Origin of the sequence: Methylophaga muralis, assembly GCF_001720165.1 — a bacterium.
Taxonomy (GTDB): Bacteria; Pseudomonadota; Gammaproteobacteria; order Nitrosococcales; family Methylophagaceae; genus Methylophaga; species Methylophaga muralis.
This window is the reverse complement of record NZ_MCRI01000013.1, coordinates 1-21,844: the sequence shown is the minus strand read 5'-3', so window position 1 is coordinate 21,844 and position 21,844 is coordinate 1. Positions and strand designations below refer to the sequence as shown.

The window sequence follows — 21,844 nt, the reverse complement described above, 5'->3', positions numbered from 1 at the left end:
AGCCAATTTAATTCTGTTTAGTTAAGTAAATAAACTAAGTTTAAGCAGTTGGCTCGTCTCTTTTCTGCATAATCAAATAGAGATGTAATTCGGGATATTGATCATATTCAAGATGCCGACATACCGCTCCAGCTTTATCAATCAGTCTAAGCGTATCGGGGATGCCTAACACGCTGTAATACATCGGTGGCCCCATTACGGAATCAGTTTTCTCAGACGCTGTATCCATCGCACCAGTGGTAAAAATCAAAACGCCACCGGGTGTCAAAGCATCAATCAACTTGTTCAAAACCGGTTGCTGCTGATTTAACGGTAAATGCCAAATGCTATCCCAGGCTGAAATAAAATCGTATTGCTGAGTAAACTGCCATTCACAGATATCAGCATGATGAAAAATCGTTTGCGGATGTCTTTTACGAGCCAATTCGAGCATTTTGGTTGAGATATCCAGCCCTTCAGCGTTAAAGCCGTGACTCATAAACAAATCTAAAATACGTCCACTTGCACCACAACCAATATCCAGAGCTGTGGATTTATGTTTTACAAATGCGATAGCCCTTTCATGTTGTTTGATGCCATTGTCGCGGTTAAAGCTGTCGCTGTTCCACACATCAGCAATCTGATCATAACTTTCGGCGACTTGTTTTGGTTTCATCTGTGGTTTATCACACTATAATTTATTCAACGCAGCATGAATCCGTTCGACAGCCTGAATTAAACGAGCTTCATCTGTGGTATAGGCAAATCGCACATGTTGATCGGCAAGATGTAAACCGAAGTCATTACCTGGCGTAATCGCCACCCCTGCTTCGCTGAGAAGATATTTAGATAACGCCATGCCATTTGGGATTTTGTCATTCAATAATTTGCTACAGTCTGCATAAATATAAAACGCGCCTTGCGGTTTCACCGGAATGGAAAAACCCAATGATTGCAATGCCGGTAGCAATATATCTCGGCGTTTTTCAAATGCTTGGCGGCGTTGTTCGAGAATCGCCAGACTCTCCTGTTCAAATGCAGTCAATGCAGCATGTTGAGCGGTTGTTGGTGCGGCCAGAAAAAGATTTTGTGCCAAGCGATCCATCACTGGTTCGAGACTTTCCGGCACCACTAACCATCCCAATCGCCAACCGGTCATGCCAAAGAATTTGGAAAAACTATTAATGACTATCGCTTCATCATCGACTTCCAGGATGGAAGGCAAATGTACGCCATCGTAATTCAGTCCATGATAAATCTCATCAACAACTAATAGTCCCCGCTTTGCGTTAACGGCCTCTGAGAGGGCTTTTAAGCCGTCTTTATCAATAATGGTTCCGGTAGGGTTAGAAGGTGTAGCAACGAGGGCTATTTGCGTGTCCTGATTCCAATATTTTTCAATATGTTCTGGGGATAATTGGTAAGCCGTATCGGCACCCACCGGCACAGAAACGGCAGAGGCTTCTACAAAACGAGCAAAATGCCGGTTACAGGGATAACCCGGATCGGTCATTAATAGATGCTTGCCTGCTTCTAATAATGCCCCCATCACCAGAAGTAATGCGCCTGAAGCCCCAGGGGTAATGACTATTCGTCGTGGTGAAATGGCAAGCCCATATTGCTGTTGATACCAGCCGGCTATTTTTTCGCGTAATGCCATCAAGCCTAATGATGGTGTGTAAAACGTATCACCGTTTTTTAATGAAGCAATTGCAGCATCAATAATAGGCTGCGGCGTTTGAAAATCCGGCTCCCCAATTTCCAGGTGAATAATATCCCTGCCCTGAGCTTGCAGCACCTTACCTTGCGATAAAATATCCATCACCTGAAACGGTTTAATATCCAGCGCGCGTTGAGTTATGTTAATTTGCTTTGGCATGTAAATCCTGAATGGTTTGAGCAGTGATATAACTCGTATTGATCGGTGAGCCAGCGATTATTTTGCAGGGAGAATCAGCTTCGCCAAGCTGATCCACAACACACACTGCCTGGTTGAAATCCTCTTCGGCGGTATAGGAATTAATAGTCACCAATGTGCTTATGCCTGCTCCAACAGCGGCCTGCAAACCATTGGCTGAATCTTCTATTGCCAAACATTCTTTAGCATCCAATTGCAATTGTTGCAGACAATAGTGATAAATATCTGGGGCAGGTTTTTTCACGGGCACAATATCACCCGCTGCAATGCAATCAAACCAGTCTAAAGCACCTTCCCCCATCGTTGCTTTAATTAAACCTGTTACATTCTCTGGAGTTGATGTGGTGGAAATAGCCAGTCTGACTCCAGCAGCTCGTAATTCCTCTATCAATCTTTTCACACCGGGACGTAGCTGGATCGTCTGACTTTCCAGCAAGCCAGCATAGTGCCTGTTTTTATCAGTGTGTAGTTTAGCAATCATGTCGCGATGATCACCGGCAAAACCACACTGCAAATGAAAATTTTCCAGATAGTACTGGATACGTTCTTTACCGCCTGTTATCGCCAATAATTGTCCATAAAACTGTTCATCCCAACACCAATCCAGACTCGCCTCGGCAAATGCGCGATTGAACGCAATTCGATGACCACTACGCTCGGTTTCAGCAAGGGTTCCATCTACGTCGAATATAACGGCTTTTAATTGATTCATTAGTCTCTTATTTTTTCAAAATGGGTTAAAATAGCTCAATTATTTTGCACATGCCCGAAGCTTCTGGTATAGATGCGCCCTTGTTTTTAGAAAGTATGAGGTTTGCCAACATGGACCCGAACCAAGATGATGTAAGTTTCACCCCGTATCAACCGGGTAGTGATGAAGAATACATGAGCAAAGATATGGTAAAACATTTTCGGGGTATTCTCGAAAAATGGCGTTCGCAACTTATGGAAGAAGTTGACCGCACTGTTCACCATATGCAGGACGAAGCAGCAAACTTCCCGGATCCAAACGATCGCGCTACGCAGGAAGAAGAATTTACCCTTGAATTACGTACTCGTGATCGTGAACGCAAACTGATCAAAAAAATTGAAGAATCATTGATTGATATGGATAAAGGTGATTACGGATATTGTGAATCATGTGGTGTTGATATCGGTATCCGCCGTCTGGAAGCGCGTCCGACAGCAACATTGTGTATCGATTGCAAAACATTGGATGAAATTCGCGAAAAGAACCGCGCCTGATTTCACCCAGACTCACCTCATACTTGAGTAAAAGGTAGGTCAAAAGGCCCTGTATTTATACAGGGCTTTTTTTATCGTTCGTAGATATACAACAAGTCCACGCCGCTATGTGTCCCTGACTCCGCTTGCAACGTCCAAATCTTGCTTAAGGTATAGCGTAATTGCACGGTGCTCACCGGCTCAAAGATACCAATGCCGTAACCCAAATAAAGTTTGGGTGACAGGTATTTGCCGATTTGCACTGCAGCCGTCTCTGGACTTTCACCTGTAAACTCGACCGAATCCAAACCAAAAGTGTTGGCAATTTGCTCACTTATCGCATTACCGTTGGAAATACCGAGGTTGGTTGCAGCTGAAGCCAACATCGCAGCATCAGCTGCGCTGGCTTGTCCTAATGGCCGTCCTAGAACAATATAAGACAGAATGTCTTCCTGGCTCATTGATGGCACTGAAAATAACGTTGCCTGGGGATTATTGGCAGGTCCGGTAATGTGTATGCCGGCCTGATAGTTTGTGCCTTTACGAATTGCTTTTATATCTAGATCGGGGTTATCAATAGCTGCACCAGAAAACAACACTCTGCCATTATTTACGGTTAATTCGCGCCCATAAGCGGCATAACTGCCATCATTCACCGTGATTTGGCCATTGCCCAGCAAAAGCTCTCCTGCATCACCATATATGCGTAGATTTCCGCCCAGACGACCACGAAAACCTAAAGCCCGTATCATCACATTGTCACCCAACTGCACAGTGACATCGACATCCGTTGCCAGACGCATTTTTTCATCATCCATTTCCTGACCGACAATCACCACATCCTGACTGGCTGAAACCGTGGTGTTGAAATCCATCGGTGCCAATTCTGCTGTAGGAATTTTCACGGTTCCACTCACTTTCGCTGTCTGCGGAGAAACCATCAGTTTTAAATCTGGCGAAGCAATCACATAAGCTTCCGGCAGATTCATCACTTCCAGCTGGTCACCTTTAATGGTGGCATTCAGCAACCAATCAGCATCGGTCATGCTGAAATCACCAGCAATTTCCAACTGGCCCTCGGCGGACTGTGCCTGCAATAACATCTTCACGCCAGATAAAGGATCGCCTTTGATATCGCCATTAATCGCCGATAAGGTTATCCCCATATCTACTAAAAATATTTGCCCATCACGCAAGCTGATTGCTGTGGATAATTCCGGTTGATTAACTGTGCCCTGCATATCAACATGCAACTCAAGTTTGCCGGCTAATTCATCAAATGCCAGTGTTTCCAGATTTAACGCAGCGAGATCTTCAACCGAAGTCTGCAATTGCAAGGTAAGCGGTGTGTCCTTCGGTGCTTCCATGACGGTTTTAATCGCGGCAGATTGCAATCTTGCTTCGATGGGCTGCATACCAGCGACATCGGGAGCAATAGTTATAGCCAGCATGCTGTCTTCAGCGGTGAGCTGATAAAGCAATTCAACCGACTCAAATTCAATCGGTTCTTGCTGGCGGAGGCCTTCCGATTCAAGTTTTAAAACAGCTTCGTCCAACGATAAATTGCCAGTGCCAGTAATATCCCCTTCCGCTGCCATAGCCAGTTGCAATTTGCCGTTAATAAACCCGGATAATTTTGCGTATTCCTCAATCCAGGGTCTGAACAGTTCCATTGAAAGTTGATTGATGTCTACTTGAGCCTGAGCACCTTGCACCGCATTTTCACCTTGCAGACACAGTTCTGCCTGCTGAGCAGATTGCCAGCAATGTTGCGTCATGATCTGTTTATCCGCTGATAACTGGATATCACCGGCTTCACGTAGTTGCCAGCTGCCCGCCATATCATTATCAATGTCCATTGACTGTAACCGGCCGGTCCATTGATTTTCTGCATTTAAGCTACCTTGTAATAGACTGGATAAGGTCACAATGTCAGACTGGATCTGCAGACCAAGCTGGTGTTGATCGCGTTTACCACTCAAACTTAAGTCAACTGAATCGATGGTTTGTTGAGCAATTACGATCTGCGTTGACTTAACATTAAGTTTGCTTTGTTGATTGTCAGTAAGGTCTATTTGGGCATTGGCATTAAAAGAGCCGATAGTTAGTTCATCGGCCCAGTGAATAGCGCTGCCGTCCAGTTTGGCATTCAGTTTTAATCTGGCCAGTTCGCCGAACAATTGCCCCTGCCCGTTTAAACTACCGGATAAATCAGGATGAAAATCCTGCAGATTGGGTGAAGCTAATTGCCAACTTAAATCCAGCTGCTTCTCAACCTTACCTTTTAACGATAGTTGTGAATCGCCTAGTTTGAGCAGCAAATCTTCAATATTTACATCGGTATTAATTGCTTGCAGATTACTATCCAGCGAAAAGTTACGTTCTCTCAACATGCCGTTTAAATGCAATTGCTGCACACTGGCTTGGAAATTACCCTCACCTTTATCCTGAAATTGTAATTGTGCCTGACCACTTATCCTGCCCGGCCATTCAGTGTCAAAAGCCGCGGGATCCAGCTGTCTTAAGGTGAGTTTTCCGTCAACCAACAGATTTTCTTTCCAATTGACTTTGCCGCTAAAACCGGCACCACCATCTGCGATTTTAGTATCAGCCCGTATCTCGGTTATTCCGGCTTCCGGGCTGCTGGCCAGTAAATTTACTATCAAGGGGATGTCATCAATAATAAAATCTGAATCTAGTTTTAAATCAAATAGTTCTTTCTCACCTTTAAGGTTGAATAAACCCGAATAGCTTTCAACCGTGACGCCACTTAAACTTGCCGGTAGCTGCAGATTTTTCCATCCACCTTCCAATTGATAACGTAACTCAGGATCCCAACCGACATCACCACTAACAGCAAGCTCAGCGAGCGCCGATTGGATTTCAAGTGAATTAATTGTCGCGTGCTGCAGATCACCGCTTAAATTTGTATTAATCGTCCAGTTTTGCTCCAGTGCTGATAGCGAACTGCTCAGTACCAAACGATAATCCTGCAGGTTCCCATCCAAAGAAAGTTGTCCTGAGGCATCGCCAACTAATAATTCGGTATCGGGTTGCCAAGGCCATTTTAGCTTCGACCAGCTTGCCTCAATTGAAAAGCCGCTCTCCAGCGGATCTTCAGTAACTTGTATGTCGCCATGCAGCTCGGCAAAACTGTTTTGACTGATAGCGGCCATTAAATCAACACGCCAGTTGCTTAAATCATTCGAACTCAAACTTACACTTGCCGACAATGGTGGGTGTATTTCTTCAAATTCATCCAGTTGAAAATCAAGTTCTAACTTAGCGCTGTTCAAGGTGCCTTTGGCATCTAAATCGATTGCGGTGATATTGCCAAGGTCAGTTTTAAGAATTTTCCCCAAGGGCAACTCTTCACTTTCAATGCTGAGACGCCAATCTAAATCACCTAGCAGATTACGCACCATGATGGTTTGTTCAGATGCAAATGGTGCCCCCAATTGCTGTCGTAATGTCATTTGTTGAAGATCACCGGTAATCGTTCCGGTTGCAGAAATAAGGCCCCATTCAGGATCGTTCAGTCTGGCACCATAATTTAAATTGGTGGTGTAGGGTTCGTTTAACTGCACATTGCCCACTAAGGTAAAAGCAAACACATCACGATTCAGCCTTAATGAAGAGACAATCAACCGGTCGTAATTCAACCTTAGTGATGTATCGAAACGATCAAATAAAGACGTTGCAACACCTTGATTATCAATCAACTCTGCTCTCGTTACGCGCAGTGATCTGACATGTATTGCAAGGGGGATGCGTATTTCCGGGAGGCTGAAGCTATCTTCATCATCAACCTCGATGACCGTTTCGGCCTGTTTGATTTGCAGCTTATTTAAATGGACTTGATTGATAATAAATCGGCTGGAAAGTAGCGACCATAACTGCCAACGGGCATCAATGGTATCGACATAAATCGCATCGCCATCTTCAGGTTCATAGGCAATACCCTTTAAAAATATGCCATCGTAAAGCCGACCACGTGCTTCGTTAATAGTGAGTTCTGGTATGGTTTTCTGAGTAAAATTTAATGCTGTTTCAAAACCAGACTTGGTCATTAATAACCAATATAAGCCTGCCGGCAAAACCAGCAACAGTGTAATAGCGATTATCCATAATGCGCGCTTTATCACAAATCAGGCCCTATCATGATATGTAAACCAAAGGGTTTGTCTTCATCCGAAATACCACTGGCTACATCCACTCGTATCAAGCCAACCGGTGAACGCCAGCGAATACCGACACCTACACTATACTCTATTGGATCAGACCAACTATTGAATGCGTTACCAAAATCAGTAAACACCGCACCACCCCAATTTTGCAAAAACATATGTTCATATTCAACGCTGCCAACCGCCATGTAACGGCCGCCAGTCACCTCATCAAGGTCATTTTTTGGACCAAGCGATTGATAATTAAATCCGCGAATACTGTTATCGCCACCGGCAAAAAAACGTAGGGAACTGGGTAATTGTGAAAAGTCACTGACTTCAGTGGCACCAACGGTTGCTCTGGTAATAACTCTGCTGGAACCACCAATGCTTTTGATGTATTTACCACGCAAGACTATTTGGCTGAAACTGATATCTGACAGAAAACCTTCAGCCGCACCACTCAGCTCTAAGCTGACTCGACCACCATGTCGGGTATAAATAGTGTCATCAGCCCAGGTTCTGGCGTAAGCAATTCCGGGAATTAATAAAGTGGTTGATGCAGAATCGTCTGACACGTCAAAGTTTTCGTTAAGAAACTTGATGCTACCGGTTTCTTCCCAGCCCCAACGCATGCGGTTGTAATAACTTCCGACCGCAACGGATCGGCTTTCGCTGGTATCGGTATCTTCTTGCTTTAATTCTGTATTAAAACCAACTGTATCAATATTTTCACTCCAGAACGGCATCTGGTAATCGGCACCAATCCGGTTGGCAATTTGCGATAAACGACTTTCTACCGAAAGTCTGTGACCACGATCGTTTACGTAGCGGTTTTGCCACCCCAGACTCATCCTGGCACCGGTATCAGTACCATAGCCCACCCCTGCGCTATAACGATGCTTCAGATTTTCATCCAATGAAACCTCTATAGGGACTTCATCGTTTTCCCGAGCAGACGTCATCGCTTGAGTAGAAACAGAAGCAAAATAGCCGCTGTTTTGTAAGTTATTGCGTAATGTCAGTAACTTGCTTGAAGTGAAGGGTTCACCTGTTTCGATAGGTGACATCGCTTCAAGCAATTCATCATTTACCACGGTATCTGGAAAAGAAATCGTACCGAATCGATAGCGCTGTTTGCCGTCATACACCAGACAAATGTCGGCAGCATTAGCCTCTATATCTACACTGACCCGATTACATGTAAAAGCACCATCAAAGTATCCACGCTCAGCAGAAATTCTGAGCATAGACTTTTTGGCATTTTCATAATTGTCATGTTTAAAGTGGTCTCCCACTTTAAGCGGCATAGTCTTTACCAATGTAGTAAAGACCGGATCAGTCTTAGCATCACCCTCAACAGCGATATTGATTTTACGAATAGTGACAGGTTGGCCCAACGCAATTTGATAACTGGCCTGCCAGTTATTTTCGTCAGTCTCAATTAATTCAGCAGTAATTTCAGGGGAATAATAACCATATACCGTAAGCATATGTTTCAATTCATCGGTCGCTTGATCGTGTAAACGGCCAACGCTGCGAGACTCCAGCCGCGGGCTATTCTTTTGTCTATTGATGCTCAGACCATTCAACAAAGTTTCAGTTAATTCATCATCTGCCCCTGTTATTTGAATATCGATATTCTTTTCTGAATCTGCCATGACCAAATGGGATGGCAAAAAACTCAAAATTAATAACAGGATGACCCTGTTGAAAAAATAGTATTGGCATAACGGCATAGAATTTCTGTCATTACTGAAGGGGTATTTTTGAGAGGTGAAGCAAATTTAACTGTCACAATTATGACAGCTTGAAGCCTTCGACGTTCTTAATAAACGAAATTAAATGACTAGTTATAGCGATTAATCAGGCAGATTTACTTTCCGAAAAGCGCTGGGTGAACAGCCAAAAAACTGACTGAAACGTCGGCTGAAATGGCTTAAGTCATTGAATCCATAACCATAACAAGCTTCAGTGACACTTTGGCCGTCACGAATCGCATCAGCAGCAGATTTCAGTCTGAGTTGTTGGTGAAATTCACCTGGTGTACAACCTAACTGTTTTTTAAATTCAACATACAATCGGCTGCGACTCATACAAGCCTGCCGACATAATTGATCGATATCCAAAGGTTCACGAAGGTTTTGTTCCAACGTGTGAATAACCGTTGTTATGCCACTGGCATCGGGCACACGTTTGCAATAACTTAATAACACTTCGCGACCCTGCTCACGAAGTAATCTAATTACCAGTTCTGATACGCCTAAATCCACCATCAATTCTTTATCTGGATCATTTCGCACATAAAACGAAACCATTCTTTCCAGTAATTGCTGGGTATCACGAGTGTGATGTTTGTGAATAATGCGGGGCTGATATTCCCAGTGATGTTCTGGGGCTTCTATTTTCACTAAATCTCGCATACGTTTTGAAATTGCTTCAATACGTTCTTTGGAGATCTCAATGGTCAGGCAAGTTGTAGGTTGTTGCTCATTGGCATCGGGAAAATCAATTTCAACATGTTCGCCAGGTGGCATCACATATGATTCATGTGGCACAAACAGCTCACCCGAAACATTGTAATGGTTATGCATGACTTTTCGGCCACTAACCATGCCGCAATACAATAAGTGATCAGCTTCAAGTGCGACGCCTGATGAATTACGATAAGTATCGTAAATACTTAATTCCGTTTCTGGACCGTTGAATGTCACTTTATTTTCTATTAGCAACTGACGGTTTTCGCGACGGCTAATTGGTGGCAATGTGTTCAGGCTCATAATATGACCTTAATAAACGTTGATTGATCATGTGTCCGTTTCCGAGCATAAGTCAAGTCATAGTATTTACGACTAAAGACTTCTTTCCAATCACAAAAGATGTGAAAATTTCATAGCTAAAAATAGCAACTCTATCGAACGATGTGTTAACTTTTTTGTCACTTCTGGACTATCAGTCAAGTGAACAGGATTTTCAGTCAAGTATTTTATCCGCCACAGCATTTATGCTGGGCTTTTTAAAACATAACAATATAAGAGAGAGAATTATGATTTACGCAAAACCAGGCACACCAGATTCGGTGATCTCATTTAAATCACGTTATGAAAACTTTATTGGCGGTGAATGGGTCGCCCCTGTAAAAGGCGAATACTTTGATAATATTACCCCGGTAACCGGTGAAGTCATTTGTGAAATCCCCCGCTCCGGCGAAGCTGATATTGAATTAGCGCTTGATGCAGCTCATAAAGCACGTGATTCGTGGGGCAAAACCTCAGTTCAAGATCGAAGCAATATTCTGCTGAAAATTGCTGATCGCATCGAAGCAAATCTTGAAAAACTGGCCGTAGCCGAAACCTGGGATAACGGCAAAGCTGTGCGTGAAACGCTCAACGCCGATATTCCATTAGCCGCTGATCACTTCCGTTATTTTGCCGGGTGTTTGCGTGCTCAAGAAGGCACCATGGGTGAAATCGACGAAAATACTGTCGCGTATCATTTCCATGAACCACTTGGTGTTGTTGGTCAGATTATTCCGTGGAACTTCCCGCTTTTAATGGCGGCATGGAAACTTGCTCCAGCGTTAGCTGCAGGCAACTGTGTTGTCATGAAACCAGCTGAACAAACACCTGTATCGATTCTGATTCTGGCCGAACTAATCGCCGATTTATTACCCGCAGGAACATTAAATATCGTTAACGGTTTTGGTCGCGAAGCGGGTCAGGCGCTAGGAACCAGCAAACGTATAGCCAAAATCGCATTTACCGGTTCAACTCCTGTCGGCTCGTTAATCATGAAATACGCCGCCGAAAACATCATTCCATCTACTGTTGAACTTGGTGGTAAATCACCGAATATCTTCTTTGAAGACATCATGCAGCAAGAACAGGACTACATTAATAAATGTGCCGAAGGCATGGTCCTAGCGTTCTTTAACCAAGGTGAAGTTTGTACCTGCCCTTCTCGCGCAGTCATTCAAGAAAGCATCTATGACGAGTTTATTGCAGTTGTCATGGAACGCGCCAAACTGATCAAACGTGGTAATCCACTTGATACCGAAACGCAAGTCGGTGCTCAGGCTTCACAGGAACAGTTCGATAAAATCCTCAGCTATGTTGAAATCGGTAAACAAGAAGGCGCCCAATTATTAATGGGTGGTGGTATCGAACAACTGGGTGCGGAATTCAATAATGGTTTCTATATCGAACCGACATTGATGAAAGGTCATAACAAAATGCGTATTTTCCAGGAAGAAATTTTTGGACCTGTGGTATCAGTCACAACTTTCAAAGACGAAGCCGAAGCTCTGGAAATTGCTAACGACACCGAATTTGGTCTGGGTGCCGGTTTATGGACCCGTGATATGAATCTGGCTTATCGTATGGGCCGTGCTATTCAGGCTGGTCGTGTTTGGACAAACTGCTACCATCATTATCCAGCTCATGCCGCCTTTGGTGGATATAAAAAATCTGGCGTGGGCCGTGAAACCCATAAGATTGCTCTGGAACATTACCAACAAACGAAAAACTTGTTGGTCAGTTACAGCACCAGCCCGCTCGGTTTCTTCTAAACACTACCATTAGCTTAAACTGACTCTCCCCTAAGCATTCTTGCTTTCGGGAGAGTTTTTTATTGGAAGCTGACTACAATTAACGCTGGCAGCGGGCTATACTCAAAACAGAGAGAATAATAAGGTAAAGTATCTATGGCTCAGAATAATATTGAATCTACCCTTCATGAAAACCGGCATTTCGCCCCCTGCGAAAGTTTTTATAAAAGCTCTGCGCTAAACCCTAAAAATCTTGATGCACTTTATGCCAGGGCGGCTGAGGACCATGAAGCTTTTTGGGGCGAATTAGCTAAGCAGGAACTGGATTGGATAACCCCTTTCACTAAAGTATTAGACGACAGCAACGCCCCGTTTTATAAATGGTTTGCCGATGGTCAATTGAATGTTTCCTATAACTGCCTTGATAGACAATTAAAAGAAAATGCCGAAAAAACGGCCATTATCTTTGAAGGCGAACCCGGTGATGTGCAACATATCACCTATCGAATGTTGCATCAGAAAGTCTGCACATTTGCCAATGCATTAAAAAATCAAGGTATCAGAAAAGGCGATCGGGTCATCATCTATATGCCGATGATTACCGAAGCCGTTGTGGCCATGCAGGCTTGCGCTCGCATTGGTGCCATACATTCAGTCGTGTTTGGTGGATTCTCTGCTGAAGCATTAAAAGATCGTGTCGAAGACACCCAGGCCAAACTTGTCATCACAGCAGATGGCGGACATCGTGGTGGCAAAATCATTGGGCTGAAAAACACAGCTGATCAGGCCTTAAGCAAAGGCTGCAAAAGTGTTGAAACCGTCATTGTGTTTAAACGTTGCGGCAATGACATCAACATGCAAGATGGTCGTGATATCTGGTGGCATGATGCTGAGCAAGATCAGTCATCGGAGTGTGAACCTGAACCGATGAATGCCTGCGATCCATTGTTTTTACTATACACATCGGGTTCTACCGGCAAGCCAAAAGGTATCCAACATTCATCAGCCGGTTATTTACTGAACGCTATTACCACCATGCGATGGGTATTTGATATTCAGGCAAAAGACGTATTCTGGTGTACTGCCGATGTTGGTTGGATAACCGGTCATACCTACGTCGCTTATGGTCCGCTTGCAGTCGGCGCAACAATGATTATTTATGAAGGTGTACCAACCATTCCCGATGCAGGACGTTTCTGGGATGTATGTGCGCGTCATCATGTCAGCATTTTCTACACAGCTCCCACCGCAATCCGGGCTTTGATGAAAGCAGGCGATGATATTCCACAACGGTACGATCTCTCCCACTTGCGCTTATTAGGTACAGTGGGTGAACCGATCAATCCGGAAGCATGGATGTGGTATCACCGCGTGATTGGCCAAGAACGCTGCCCTATCGTTGATACCTGGTGGCAGACTGAAACCGGTGCACATATGATTGCTCCGGTACCGGCCGTCACAGTAACTAAACCAGGTTCATGTACCCGAGCTCTGCCCGGTATTGATGCGGCAGTCGTCAATGAACAAGGCGAAGCGCTTGGTCCAAATCAAGGTGGCTTTTTAGTAATTCGTAAGCCTTGGCCGTCAATGATTCAGACCATCTGGGGTGATGACCAGCGTTATAAAGATACGTATTGGCCGTATTTCGATGGCAAATATTATCTGGCTGGTGACAGCGCCCGTCAGGATGAAGAAGGTTATTTCTGGATCATGGGGCGCATTGATGATGTGCTTAATGTATCCGGTCATCGTCTGGGTACCATGGAAATCGAATCAGCTTTGGTTGCCCATGAAGCCGTTGCCGAAGCAGCGGTTGTTGGTAAACCGCATGATGTAAAAGGCGAATCGGTTTTTGCCTATGTGGTTTTAAAAGGCAATCGCCCTGAAGGCGGTGTTGATGAAGAAATGACCAACGTATTACGTGCCTGGGTCGCTGATCAGATTGGACCTATCGCCAAGCCTGATGAGATTCGCTATTCCGATAATTTACCGAAAACCCGCAGCGGAAAAATCATGCGTCGGTTATTGCGTACCATTGCCAAAGGTGAAGAAATTACGCAAGACACCTCAACACTTGAAAACGAAGGTATTTTGTTGCAATTACAAGGTAAAGCTTGATGGCGAAAGCCGAAACCGAAAGTCAGGAAAATCAACGACTGGACAAATGGCTCTGGGCTGCGCGGTTTTACAAGACCCGCAGCCTTGCGGTTGAAGCCATTAACGGCGGCAAGGTTCATGCAAACGGTCAACGGGCTAAACCCAGCCGTACTATTCGTCCAGGCGATCAATTAGCTATTTCGCTGCCACCTTATGAATACGTTATTGATGTATTAGGTCTGCAAAAACAACGCCGACCTGCCAGTGAAGCTCAATTGCTCTATCAGGAAACACCGGAAAGTCGTGAAAAACGCGAACTATTACGTGAACAAATTAAAAACGAGCCATTAGGCTTTCGTGATCAAAAAGGTCGGCCAAGTAAGCGTGATCGCAGACATATTATTAAATTTACCCGTGGCGACTAATGGATAAATCTTCCCTACTTAATACTGCAGATAACCAGCTTCCATCACTTCGTTATGCAGTCGAATTGCAAAAAACTGCTGCCAGTGTGGGATTTGACTGGACGAATATTGATGGGGTAATTGCCAAAATTCACGAAGAGCTGGATGAAGTAGCTGCAGAACTTGATGATGCCGATCCAAAGAAACTACAGGAAGAAATTGGCGATTTGTTATTTGCCATTACCAATCTTGCCAGACACTTAAATATTGATCCTGAACAAGCTATCGAGCAATGTAATCAGAAGTTTTTGCGTCGTTTTAAATACATTGAAACGCAGATAAGTCAGCAGGGAAAATCAATGCAAACAGCATCATTAGATGAGCTTGATGCATTGTGGGATGAAGCAAAGATTAATGAGAAAAACGATTAAGTTTGTATTGTAACTATCTGTTATTAAACTTCTAAAAATAAACGATATGCTTGCATGGAAGACTCTGTGAACCCATGTTGCTGATAAAAATGATGTGCCGCTTCATTGTCATTATCGGTAAGCAAGGTAATGCGTTTACAGCCTTTTTGTCTGGCAAAATCAATCGCATGTTTCAACAATGCAGAACCGACACCCAGACCACGATGTTGCGGTGCAATAACCATATCTTCCAGAATCGCTACCCTACTGCCTAATGCTGTAGATACGGTATAGAGCAAATTCACCATACCGATAATTTGCCCGGATTGTTTTGCCACCAGAATATCGCCAATGCCATCACCTTCAATGATCGCCCCTAATCCAAGCGCCTGTAATTGACTGTCCGGTTTAAACTCGGCTTCCTGGTTGAATAAGGTGTCTAGTAACAAACATAATTGTGGGATATCAGCGCCAACGGCAGTTTGTATTTCCATATTTTATCCAGCAGAGCTCAATGAAGTATTCGTTTGAAATTGATCTTGGCCTGTATACACCAGAAAGTGTTTACCTTTCGCTCGGGCGACCATGCCAATACCAATATTCTGTGCAATGTTTAAGCCCATTTCAGTCACCCCACTTCGGGATAACAGCAGTGGTACTTGCATCTGAGCAACTTTGATGACCATTTCAGAGGTCAGACGGCCAGTGGTATAAAACACCTTGTCATCGCCTTTGACATCGTTAAGCCACATCCAGCCAGAAATCGCATCAACAGCATTATGTCGGCCTACATCTTCAACGAAAAAAAGCACATCGTTCTGCTGACACAATGCACAGCCATGCACCGCCCCGGCCTGTTTATACATTTCGTTGTATTCGTTTAACGCATGCAGCACATCATAAATAGACTGGGCACTAAACGCCGGACATTGCAGTTTTAATTCAGACAATGAATCCATTACGTGACCAAACATGGTGCCCTGCCCGCAACCACTGGTGGCAATACGTCTGGACATAAGGGAATCGAGGTTGTTTTTCTGTTGATGCGTGGTCACCGCTACCGCATCGACATCCCAATCCACCTGAATGGATTTGATATGAGTAAGTTCATCAACCAACCCCTGATTTCGCAGATAACCCAGGGTGAGTAATTCAGGCTGACCGCCCAAAGTCATCAAAGTCACAATCTCACGATTATCGAGATAAATGGTGAGCGGTCTTTCGCCGGTTAACGACACTTCACGGGCTTCGCCAAACTCATCTAATACGGTGGTGGTATGCAGGCGATTAATGCCTTGATTGGTCATTTCCGGCTGATATCTAGCCACCGGTGACACTCATATGACGGAAAATAATTGGCTGTTCTTTGATATTAAAGTCATGGCCTTTCGGTTTGATATCCATCGACTTGATAATGGCTTGTTTCAGTTGTTCGATATCACCTGGATGACGGCGAATGATGTCGCGTAAATCCATTGAATGTTCCTGGCCCAGACATAACAGTAAACGGCCTTCAGTTGTTACCCGAACCCGATTACAGCTTTCGCAGAAATTATGACTATGGGGTGAGATAAAACCGATTTTGCTCCTGGTACCAGCCACCTGGTAATAACGCGAAGGTCCGCCGGTATTGGCAATACTGGTTTGTAAATCAAAGTGTTTCTGTAATGTGGCAAGCACTTCATCACTACTACAATAGCTTTCATTACGACTGTGCGTCACTTGGCCTAATGGCATTTCTTCGATATAGGAAATATCCAGCTCATTATCGATAGCAAATTGCGCCAAATCGACAATCTCATCGTCATTACGGCCTTTCATAATCACTGCGTTCAATTTGATGCGTTTAAAGCCTGCTTGTTTGGCGGCCTCAATCCCGTCCAACACCTGAGTTAATTCACCGGTACGGGTTAATTCACGAAAGCGATCGGCATTCAACGAGTCCAGACTGATATTAATGCGATCCATACCGGCTGCAGCGAGCTTTTCAGCGTACTTGGGTAACTGCGAGCCGTTGGTGGTTAAGTTCAGTTCTTTAAGCGACGTAGTGTGCTTTAACGCGCCAATCTGCTCTATCAGCCAATCAACGTTACGACGCACTAATGGTTCACCACCGGTAATACGCACTTTTTCAACGCCTAACTCGCAAAAGGCTCTGACCAGAAAAGCAATCTCTTCCAATGTCAGCAAACGTTCGCGCGGCATGAACGTCATTTCTTCATCCATGCAATACACACAACGAAAATCACAACGATCAGTGATCGATATGCGGACATACGACACGCGTCGTCCAAAGTTATCGATTAATTGTGTTTGGTTATTCGTCATGATGTTTATTATGCGCTAGCTACGCTCTTTATGAGAAATGTCACAGGAATCATTTGCAGTAGAAAAGCCAAACAAGGCATAACCACCGCAGCGACCACTTAAACCATTAATCAGCAGACCTAATCCCAACAAGGCCCACCAACTCTGGTAATACAAAGCAATCGCTATTATAAACAGACCGATTATGATGCGTAACGTTCTATCGGTTTTGCCCAGATTCTTTTTCATGGCAATGCTCCAGAAACAAACAAGCCCCTGGAAAGGGGCTTGAATGAATAACATTTAAACTCTCGCAAATTAATCGCTGCTTGAGAAAGCGCCGATCAAATGCAACAGGCTGGTAAACAGGTTGTAGATACTGACATACAAGGTCACAGTCGCCATGATGTAGTTTGTTTCACCGCCGTGAATGATGTTGCTGGTTTCATACAGAATCAAACCAGACATCAGCAGTACAAACATCGCTGAAACAGCTAATGACAGACCGGGCATGTTAAAGAAGAACGCTGCCAGACCCGCCAGGAAAGCAACCAGGATACCGACAAACAGGAAGCCGCCCATGAAGCTGAAATCTTTTTCAGATTTAATCGCATAAGCAGACAAGCCTAAAAACACAATGCCGGTCGCACCCAAGGCTTGCATAACGATTTGCGGACCATTTGGTAAACCTAAATAAGCGTTAACGATTGGTCCCAATGTCAGGCCCATAAACCCTGTTAAAGCAAATACAGAAGCGATACCCCAGACACTGTTGCGCAATTTAGCTGTCAGGAACAACAGACCGAAGTAACCGATCAAAGTGATGATAATGCCGGGATGCGGCAGGTTGAAAACCATTGAAACACCAGCTGTAACGGCACTAAAGCCGAGCGTCATTGCCAGTAGTACATAGGTGTTACGCAATAACTTGTTGGTTTGCAGCGCAGATTCGCGCGAGCGTACAACTGTTGATTGTGTATCGTAGTTCATCAGTTTATTTCTCCATTACTCAGTAAAGTATTGATGATTGGTGGTTCATCCAATGGACATCATCCTACCGGATAAGTTCTAAATGGCAATAGCAATATAAATTTTGTTTTCACTGTTGTCAGAACAAGTCATTCCTAGTAATATGCCGCGTCTTGGAGGGATGGCAGAGCGGTTGAATGCACCGGTCTTGAAAACCGGCGTGGGTTTATAGCCTACCCAGGGTTCGAATCCCTGTCCCTCCGCCAAACAAACTAACGGACTTCGGTCCGTTTTTTTGTATCTGGGGTTTGGTAATTGTGATTATAGCTATCGGATATTTAGAATTTATTTCAGGCTAATCGTCAAATATGACAAACCCTTTTACGACTGACATCTTCGAGAACCGTCTCTGCACTCCCTCACGTAAGCGTTAAAAAAGCTGCAATTGAAGTCATGCGACAAAGCCTGTTACACGATGCTACAAAGGTTACTTTTAAGTTATCACCACCGCTAAACATAAATCCTCAAAAGGTTGAATTTAGGATAAAAGTTTATCTGTCAGCAGTTTGTCAAAAAGTAATGGTTTGCTAAAAAAATAACCCTGAATTTGATCACAATGATTTTCATTTAACCAATCTACCTGAGCTTTTGTTTCTACACCTTCAGCAATGGTGGTTAGACCAAGCTTCTCGCCATACTAATAATTGCAGAAGCAATAGCTCTATCATCTGAGTCAGTTTCAATATCATCCACAAATGATTTATCAATTTTCAACTTGTTAACTCGAAACTTTTTTAAATAACTTAATGAGGAATAACCAGTACCAAAATCATCAATTGCTATGCCAACCCCGAGCTTATGTAATTCGTCCATAATGGCGATGGCAATTTCTGGCTCACTCATGGCAACGGCTTCTGTCAGTTCCAGTGTTACTCTCCTAGCAGGAACGGCATATAGCCTTAATAAACTTCCAATGTCATTAATCAGATTCCGGTTACGAAATTGCACAACCGAGATATTTATAGCAATTTGAAATTCGTCTGTTGTTTTGGATAACAATTGCTGCATATCGGCAATTGCCCTTTCTAACACCCAGCGTCCTATATCATTTATCAGTCCAGACTCTTCTGCTATGGGAATAAATTCCGCAGGTGACACTTCACCAAATTCAGGGTGATTCCAACGCAATAAAGCCTCAATACCAATCATTTTCATATCAACCAGTCTAACTTGGGGTTGATACATCAGATATAGCAAATCTTCTTGAATGGCTGTCCGAAGTGCCAAAGAGAGTTCCAGATTTCGTTTAGATTTTTCTTGCATTTCAGGCGTGAAAAACATGAAGTTATTCTTGGAAAGTTGCTTAACTTTATACATCGCTGCATCAGCATTTTTTGACAATGTATCAACCTCAGTGCCATCTTCTGGACAGATGGCAATCCCTATAGAGGAAGAGCAGGTCAGTTTATAAGGACCAATGTAGAAAGCTTCTGCAATTATTTCGATGAGTTTCTGAGCCAATACTGCAGCACCATTAGCATCTGTTTTAGGCAGTACGATAATGAATTCATCGCCACCAAAACGTCCAATAAGGTCATCATTTCTAAGAATTTTTTTCAAACGTTGGCTCAATTCAATTAACAGCTTGTCACCAATTGAGTGCCCTAAACCATCATTAATTGTTTTGAAGTTATCCAGATCCAGAAACATCACGGCAAGTTGTTCATGGTTGCGCTGAGCAGTATTTAAAGCAAATTGAAAATGGTCATTTAACAAAACTCGATTTGGCAAGCCAGTTAACTGATCGTGATGAGCCAAATAATTTATGCGTTCTTCATCCTTTTTTTTCTCAGTAATATCATCCTCTATTGCCAGATAATTAATAATTTCACCATCATCATTTCTGACGGGAGAAATCATCAAGGAGACAACGTATTCACTACCATCTTTGCGCTTGTTATAAAATTCTCCACGCCATGCGTTACCTTGTTTTAGGGCTGACCACATTTCACGGTAATCATTTGATAATGTTTTTCCAGATTGCAGTAGTCGCGGATTCTGTCCTATAACTTCTTCAAGTGTATAGCCTGTTTGGTTGAGGAAAGTTTCATTGACATATTCAATTCTGGCAGCAACATCGGTAATCAAAACAGAACTTGGACTTTGTTCTACTGCCTGACTTAGCTTTTTAAGTGAAGCTTCATTTTCTTTAATGCTGGTAATATCCTGCATAGCTCCATGGATCCCAATGAGATCCCCATCGCTACTCCAAACGCCTTGTCCGCTAATACGTGTCCATTTTCTTTGGCCTTTAGCATTGATAATCTGAGCGTCCAATTCGTAAGGGCTGCCATCTGATAAACAACTAGCCACACTATTTCTTACCTGCTTATTGTATTTCCCAGGATAAAAAGAAAGTGCTCTTTCTAGCGTTATTCCCTCGTCAGGAGCTAGTCCATGGATAGCATATATTTCGTCCGACCAGGTGAGTGCCATATCAGGCAACTCAACTGCCCAGCCCCCAATTTTAGCCAATCTATTTGCTACCCGATTCAGAGCCTGACTTTCGCGCAGCTCACGATCATATTTCTGGATTAGACTTATTTCTTCAAAATGATCCAGGGCATAACTGATGTCTTTGCCCATTTCCAAAAGCAAGTTTTGTTCAGCAACATCGAAAGCATTTAAATTATCAGCATATAAATTCAATGCAGCAACAACTTTACCCCCTCGAAATAAGGGTATTGATGCAGATGATCTCCAACCAAATGTTAGACCCTGTTCCCGCCACGGAAAGGTCATTGGATCATTTTGAAAGTCCTGACACCAGATGGCATTTCCTTCGAGAAAAGCCCTACCTGTAGGCCCCTGACTTTGGGGACTACCAAGCTTAGTATTAATCTGAGTATGTTCTAGATACTCTTTACCATTACCGTAAACAGTGATTGGAATGACTGTCTCATTATCAATATCCAATTTGGCTATCCATGCCATTTTAAATTCACCATGCTCAACGGCATCTTTACATACAGTTACAAAAAGCTCTTGCTCCGTTTTACAACGAATAATTGCTTCATTACATTTACTCAATGCAGCATATAAATAGTTAGAGCGTTTTAATTTTTGTTCGGCATAGATACGTCGGGTGATATCAAGGGCAGCACCTTCTAAGATGGTAATATTTGTATCAGGGTTAACTAGTTTTCTGCCATAGAGTTCGACCCAAATAACTTTACTGTCCTTGCGTTTCCACTCAACCATATCGAGTGCAACCCATGACTCCTGGGCAACGATTTTATTTACTAATGAGTCTCGATCTGCATGATGAACATAGACCTGATCACTAATATTGGTCAGATTCACAACAGCTTGTTCGGGGTCCGTATATCCAAGCATGACCGCAAAGGCAGGATTACAACCTAATAATTTACCTTCGTAAGTGGTTTGAAAAAGACCCACGGGGGCATTCTCATAAATATTTCTAAATTCCTGCTCGCTTTTTTTCAGTGCACTTTCAGTCTCGATAAGTCGAGTGATGTCACGAGCAACACCAAATAAGCCAATAACTTCACCCGTTTCGTTTTTTATTGGATATTTACGATTATCCACCCAACCAGATTGACCTGTATTATCAACATAGGGTTGGATTTCTTGGGCTACTTCAACCTCTCCATTAAACAGCTGTTTTTCAAGAGAAAAGTAAACATCTGCATAACTTTTACTAAACACCTCATAGTCTGATTTACCAATGAGTTCAGACCAATGAAACTGAGCGTTAGTGATTGGAACTAGGCTTTGACTGGCACCAGTAAAAACATGGTATT

At 43.5% G+C, this 21,844-nt stretch carries 16 protein-coding genes, 1 tRNA gene and 1 pseudogene; 6 read left to right on the top strand and 12 right to left on the bottom strand.

Annotation, left to right across the window (positions count from 1 at the left end; all coding sequences use genetic code 11):
• Positions 1–40 precede the first annotated feature (40 nt).
• From A9E74_RS07135 to A9E74_RS07125, 3 genes are read right to left on the bottom strand one after another with little or no spacing between them, the layout of a single operon-like run.
• Positions 41–655: a class I SAM-dependent methyltransferase gene (locus tag A9E74_RS07135; RefSeq protein ID WP_069295952.1), complete on the bottom strand. Its 615-nt coding sequence runs from the start codon at positions 653–655 to the stop codon at positions 41–43.
• Between the two features lie 15 nt (positions 656–670).
• On the bottom strand, positions 671–1,858 hold the full coding sequence (locus A9E74_RS07130) for a pyridoxal phosphate-dependent aminotransferase (RefSeq protein ID WP_069295951.1): 1,188 nt from the start codon (positions 1,856–1,858) through the stop codon (positions 671–673).
• Positions 1,842–2,609, bottom strand: a complete 768-nt coding sequence (locus A9E74_RS07125) for an HAD family hydrolase (RefSeq protein WP_069295950.1) — start codon at positions 2,607–2,609, stop codon at positions 1,842–1,844. The genes A9E74_RS07130 and A9E74_RS07125 overlap by 17 nt, the downstream gene beginning before the upstream one ends.
• A 110-nt stretch (positions 2,610–2,719) precedes the next feature.
• Here A9E74_RS07125 and dksA point away from each other — a divergent pair, with 110 nt between their 5' ends.
• Positions 2,720–3,142, top strand: a complete 423-nt coding sequence (gene dksA, locus A9E74_RS07120; RefSeq protein WP_069295949.1) for an RNA polymerase-binding protein DksA — start codon at positions 2,720–2,722, stop codon at positions 3,140–3,142.
• Between the two features lie 71 nt (positions 3,143–3,213).
• On the opposite strand, the gene A9E74_RS07115 is transcribed toward dksA, so the two are convergent.
• From A9E74_RS07115 to A9E74_RS07105, 3 genes are all read right to left on the bottom strand, one after another.
• A complete protein-coding gene (locus A9E74_RS07115; protein WP_069295948.1) occupies positions 3,214–7,266 on the bottom strand; it encodes a translocation/assembly module TamB domain-containing protein in 4,053 nt (1,350 codons plus the stop codon).
• Positions 7,263–8,948, bottom strand: a complete 1,686-nt coding sequence (locus A9E74_RS07110; RefSeq protein WP_245652093.1) for an autotransporter assembly complex protein TamA — start codon at positions 8,946–8,948, stop codon at positions 7,263–7,265. The genes A9E74_RS07115 and A9E74_RS07110 overlap by 4 nt, the downstream gene beginning before the upstream one ends.
• A gap of 201 nt (positions 8,949–9,149) precedes the next feature.
• Positions 9,150–10,067: an AraC family transcriptional regulator gene (locus tag A9E74_RS07105; protein WP_069295946.1), complete on the bottom strand. Its 918-nt coding sequence runs from the start codon at positions 10,065–10,067 to the stop codon at positions 9,150–9,152.
• A 266-nt stretch (positions 10,068–10,333) separates the two neighbouring features.
• Between A9E74_RS07105 and exaC the strand changes: the two genes are divergently transcribed.
• The 4 genes from exaC to A9E74_RS07085 all read left to right on the top strand — a co-directional run bounded on the left by exaC (position 10,334) and on the right by A9E74_RS07085 (position 14,765).
• The gene (exaC, locus tag A9E74_RS07100; protein WP_069295995.1) at positions 10,334–11,854 is read left to right on the top strand and encodes an acetaldehyde dehydrogenase ExaC; all 1,521 of its coding nucleotides are present in this window, start codon (positions 10,334–10,336) and stop codon (positions 11,852–11,854) included.
• Between the two features lie 135 nt (positions 11,855–11,989).
• Positions 11,990–13,951, top strand: a complete 1,962-nt coding sequence (acs, locus tag A9E74_RS07095; protein WP_069295945.1) for an acetate--CoA ligase — start codon at positions 11,990–11,992, stop codon at positions 13,949–13,951.
• Positions 13,951–14,355, top strand: a complete 405-nt coding sequence (locus A9E74_RS07090; RefSeq protein WP_069295944.1) for an RNA-binding S4 domain-containing protein — start codon at positions 13,951–13,953, stop codon at positions 14,353–14,355. The genes acs and A9E74_RS07090 overlap by 1 nt, the downstream gene beginning before the upstream one ends.
• Entirely contained in the window at positions 14,355–14,765 is a 411-nt protein-coding gene (locus A9E74_RS07085) for a MazG nucleotide pyrophosphohydrolase domain-containing protein (protein ID WP_069295943.1), read from the top strand. Before A9E74_RS07090 ends, A9E74_RS07085 begins: the two co-directional genes overlap by 1 nt.
• Before the next feature lie 23 nt (positions 14,766–14,788).
• On the opposite strand, the gene A9E74_RS07080 is transcribed toward A9E74_RS07085, so the two are convergent.
• The 5 genes from A9E74_RS07080 to A9E74_RS07060 all read right to left on the bottom strand — a co-directional run bounded on the left by A9E74_RS07080 (position 14,789) and on the right by A9E74_RS07060 (position 18,041).
• Positions 14,789–15,238, bottom strand: coding sequence for a GNAT family N-acetyltransferase (locus tag A9E74_RS07080; protein ID WP_069295942.1), 450 nt, complete (start codon positions 15,236–15,238; stop codon positions 14,789–14,791).
• A 3-nt stretch (positions 15,239–15,241) separates the two neighbouring features.
• On the bottom strand, positions 15,242–16,072 hold the full coding sequence (locus tag A9E74_RS07075) for a formate dehydrogenase accessory sulfurtransferase FdhD (protein WP_084002988.1): 831 nt from the start codon (positions 16,070–16,072) through the stop codon (positions 15,242–15,244).
• On the bottom strand, positions 16,065–17,072 hold the full coding sequence (gene moaA, locus A9E74_RS07070; protein ID WP_069295940.1) for a GTP 3',8-cyclase MoaA: 1,008 nt from the start codon (positions 17,070–17,072) through the stop codon (positions 16,065–16,067). Before moaA ends, A9E74_RS07075 begins: the two co-directional genes overlap by 8 nt.
• A 15-nt stretch (positions 17,073–17,087) precedes the next feature.
• Positions 17,088–17,300, bottom strand: a complete 213-nt coding sequence (locus tag A9E74_RS07065) for a YgaP-like transmembrane domain (protein WP_069295939.1) — start codon at positions 17,298–17,300, stop codon at positions 17,088–17,090.
• Between the two features lie 69 nt (positions 17,301–17,369).
• Positions 17,370–18,041 (bottom strand): Bax inhibitor-1/YccA family protein, encoded by a 672-nt coding sequence (locus A9E74_RS07060; RefSeq protein WP_069295938.1) that lies wholly within the window; start codon positions 18,039–18,041, stop codon positions 17,370–17,372.
• 154 nt (positions 18,042–18,195) lie between these two features.
• Here A9E74_RS07060 and A9E74_RS07055 point away from each other — a divergent pair.
• Positions 18,196–18,286: transfer RNA gene (locus A9E74_RS07055), tRNA-Ser, on the top strand.
• 272 nt (positions 18,287–18,558) lie between these two features.
• Here the strand turns inward: A9E74_RS07055 and A9E74_RS07050 are convergent.
• A pseudogene (locus tag A9E74_RS07050) lies at positions 18,559–21,749 on the bottom strand (EAL domain-containing protein).
• Positions 21,750–21,844: the final 95 nt, after the last annotated feature.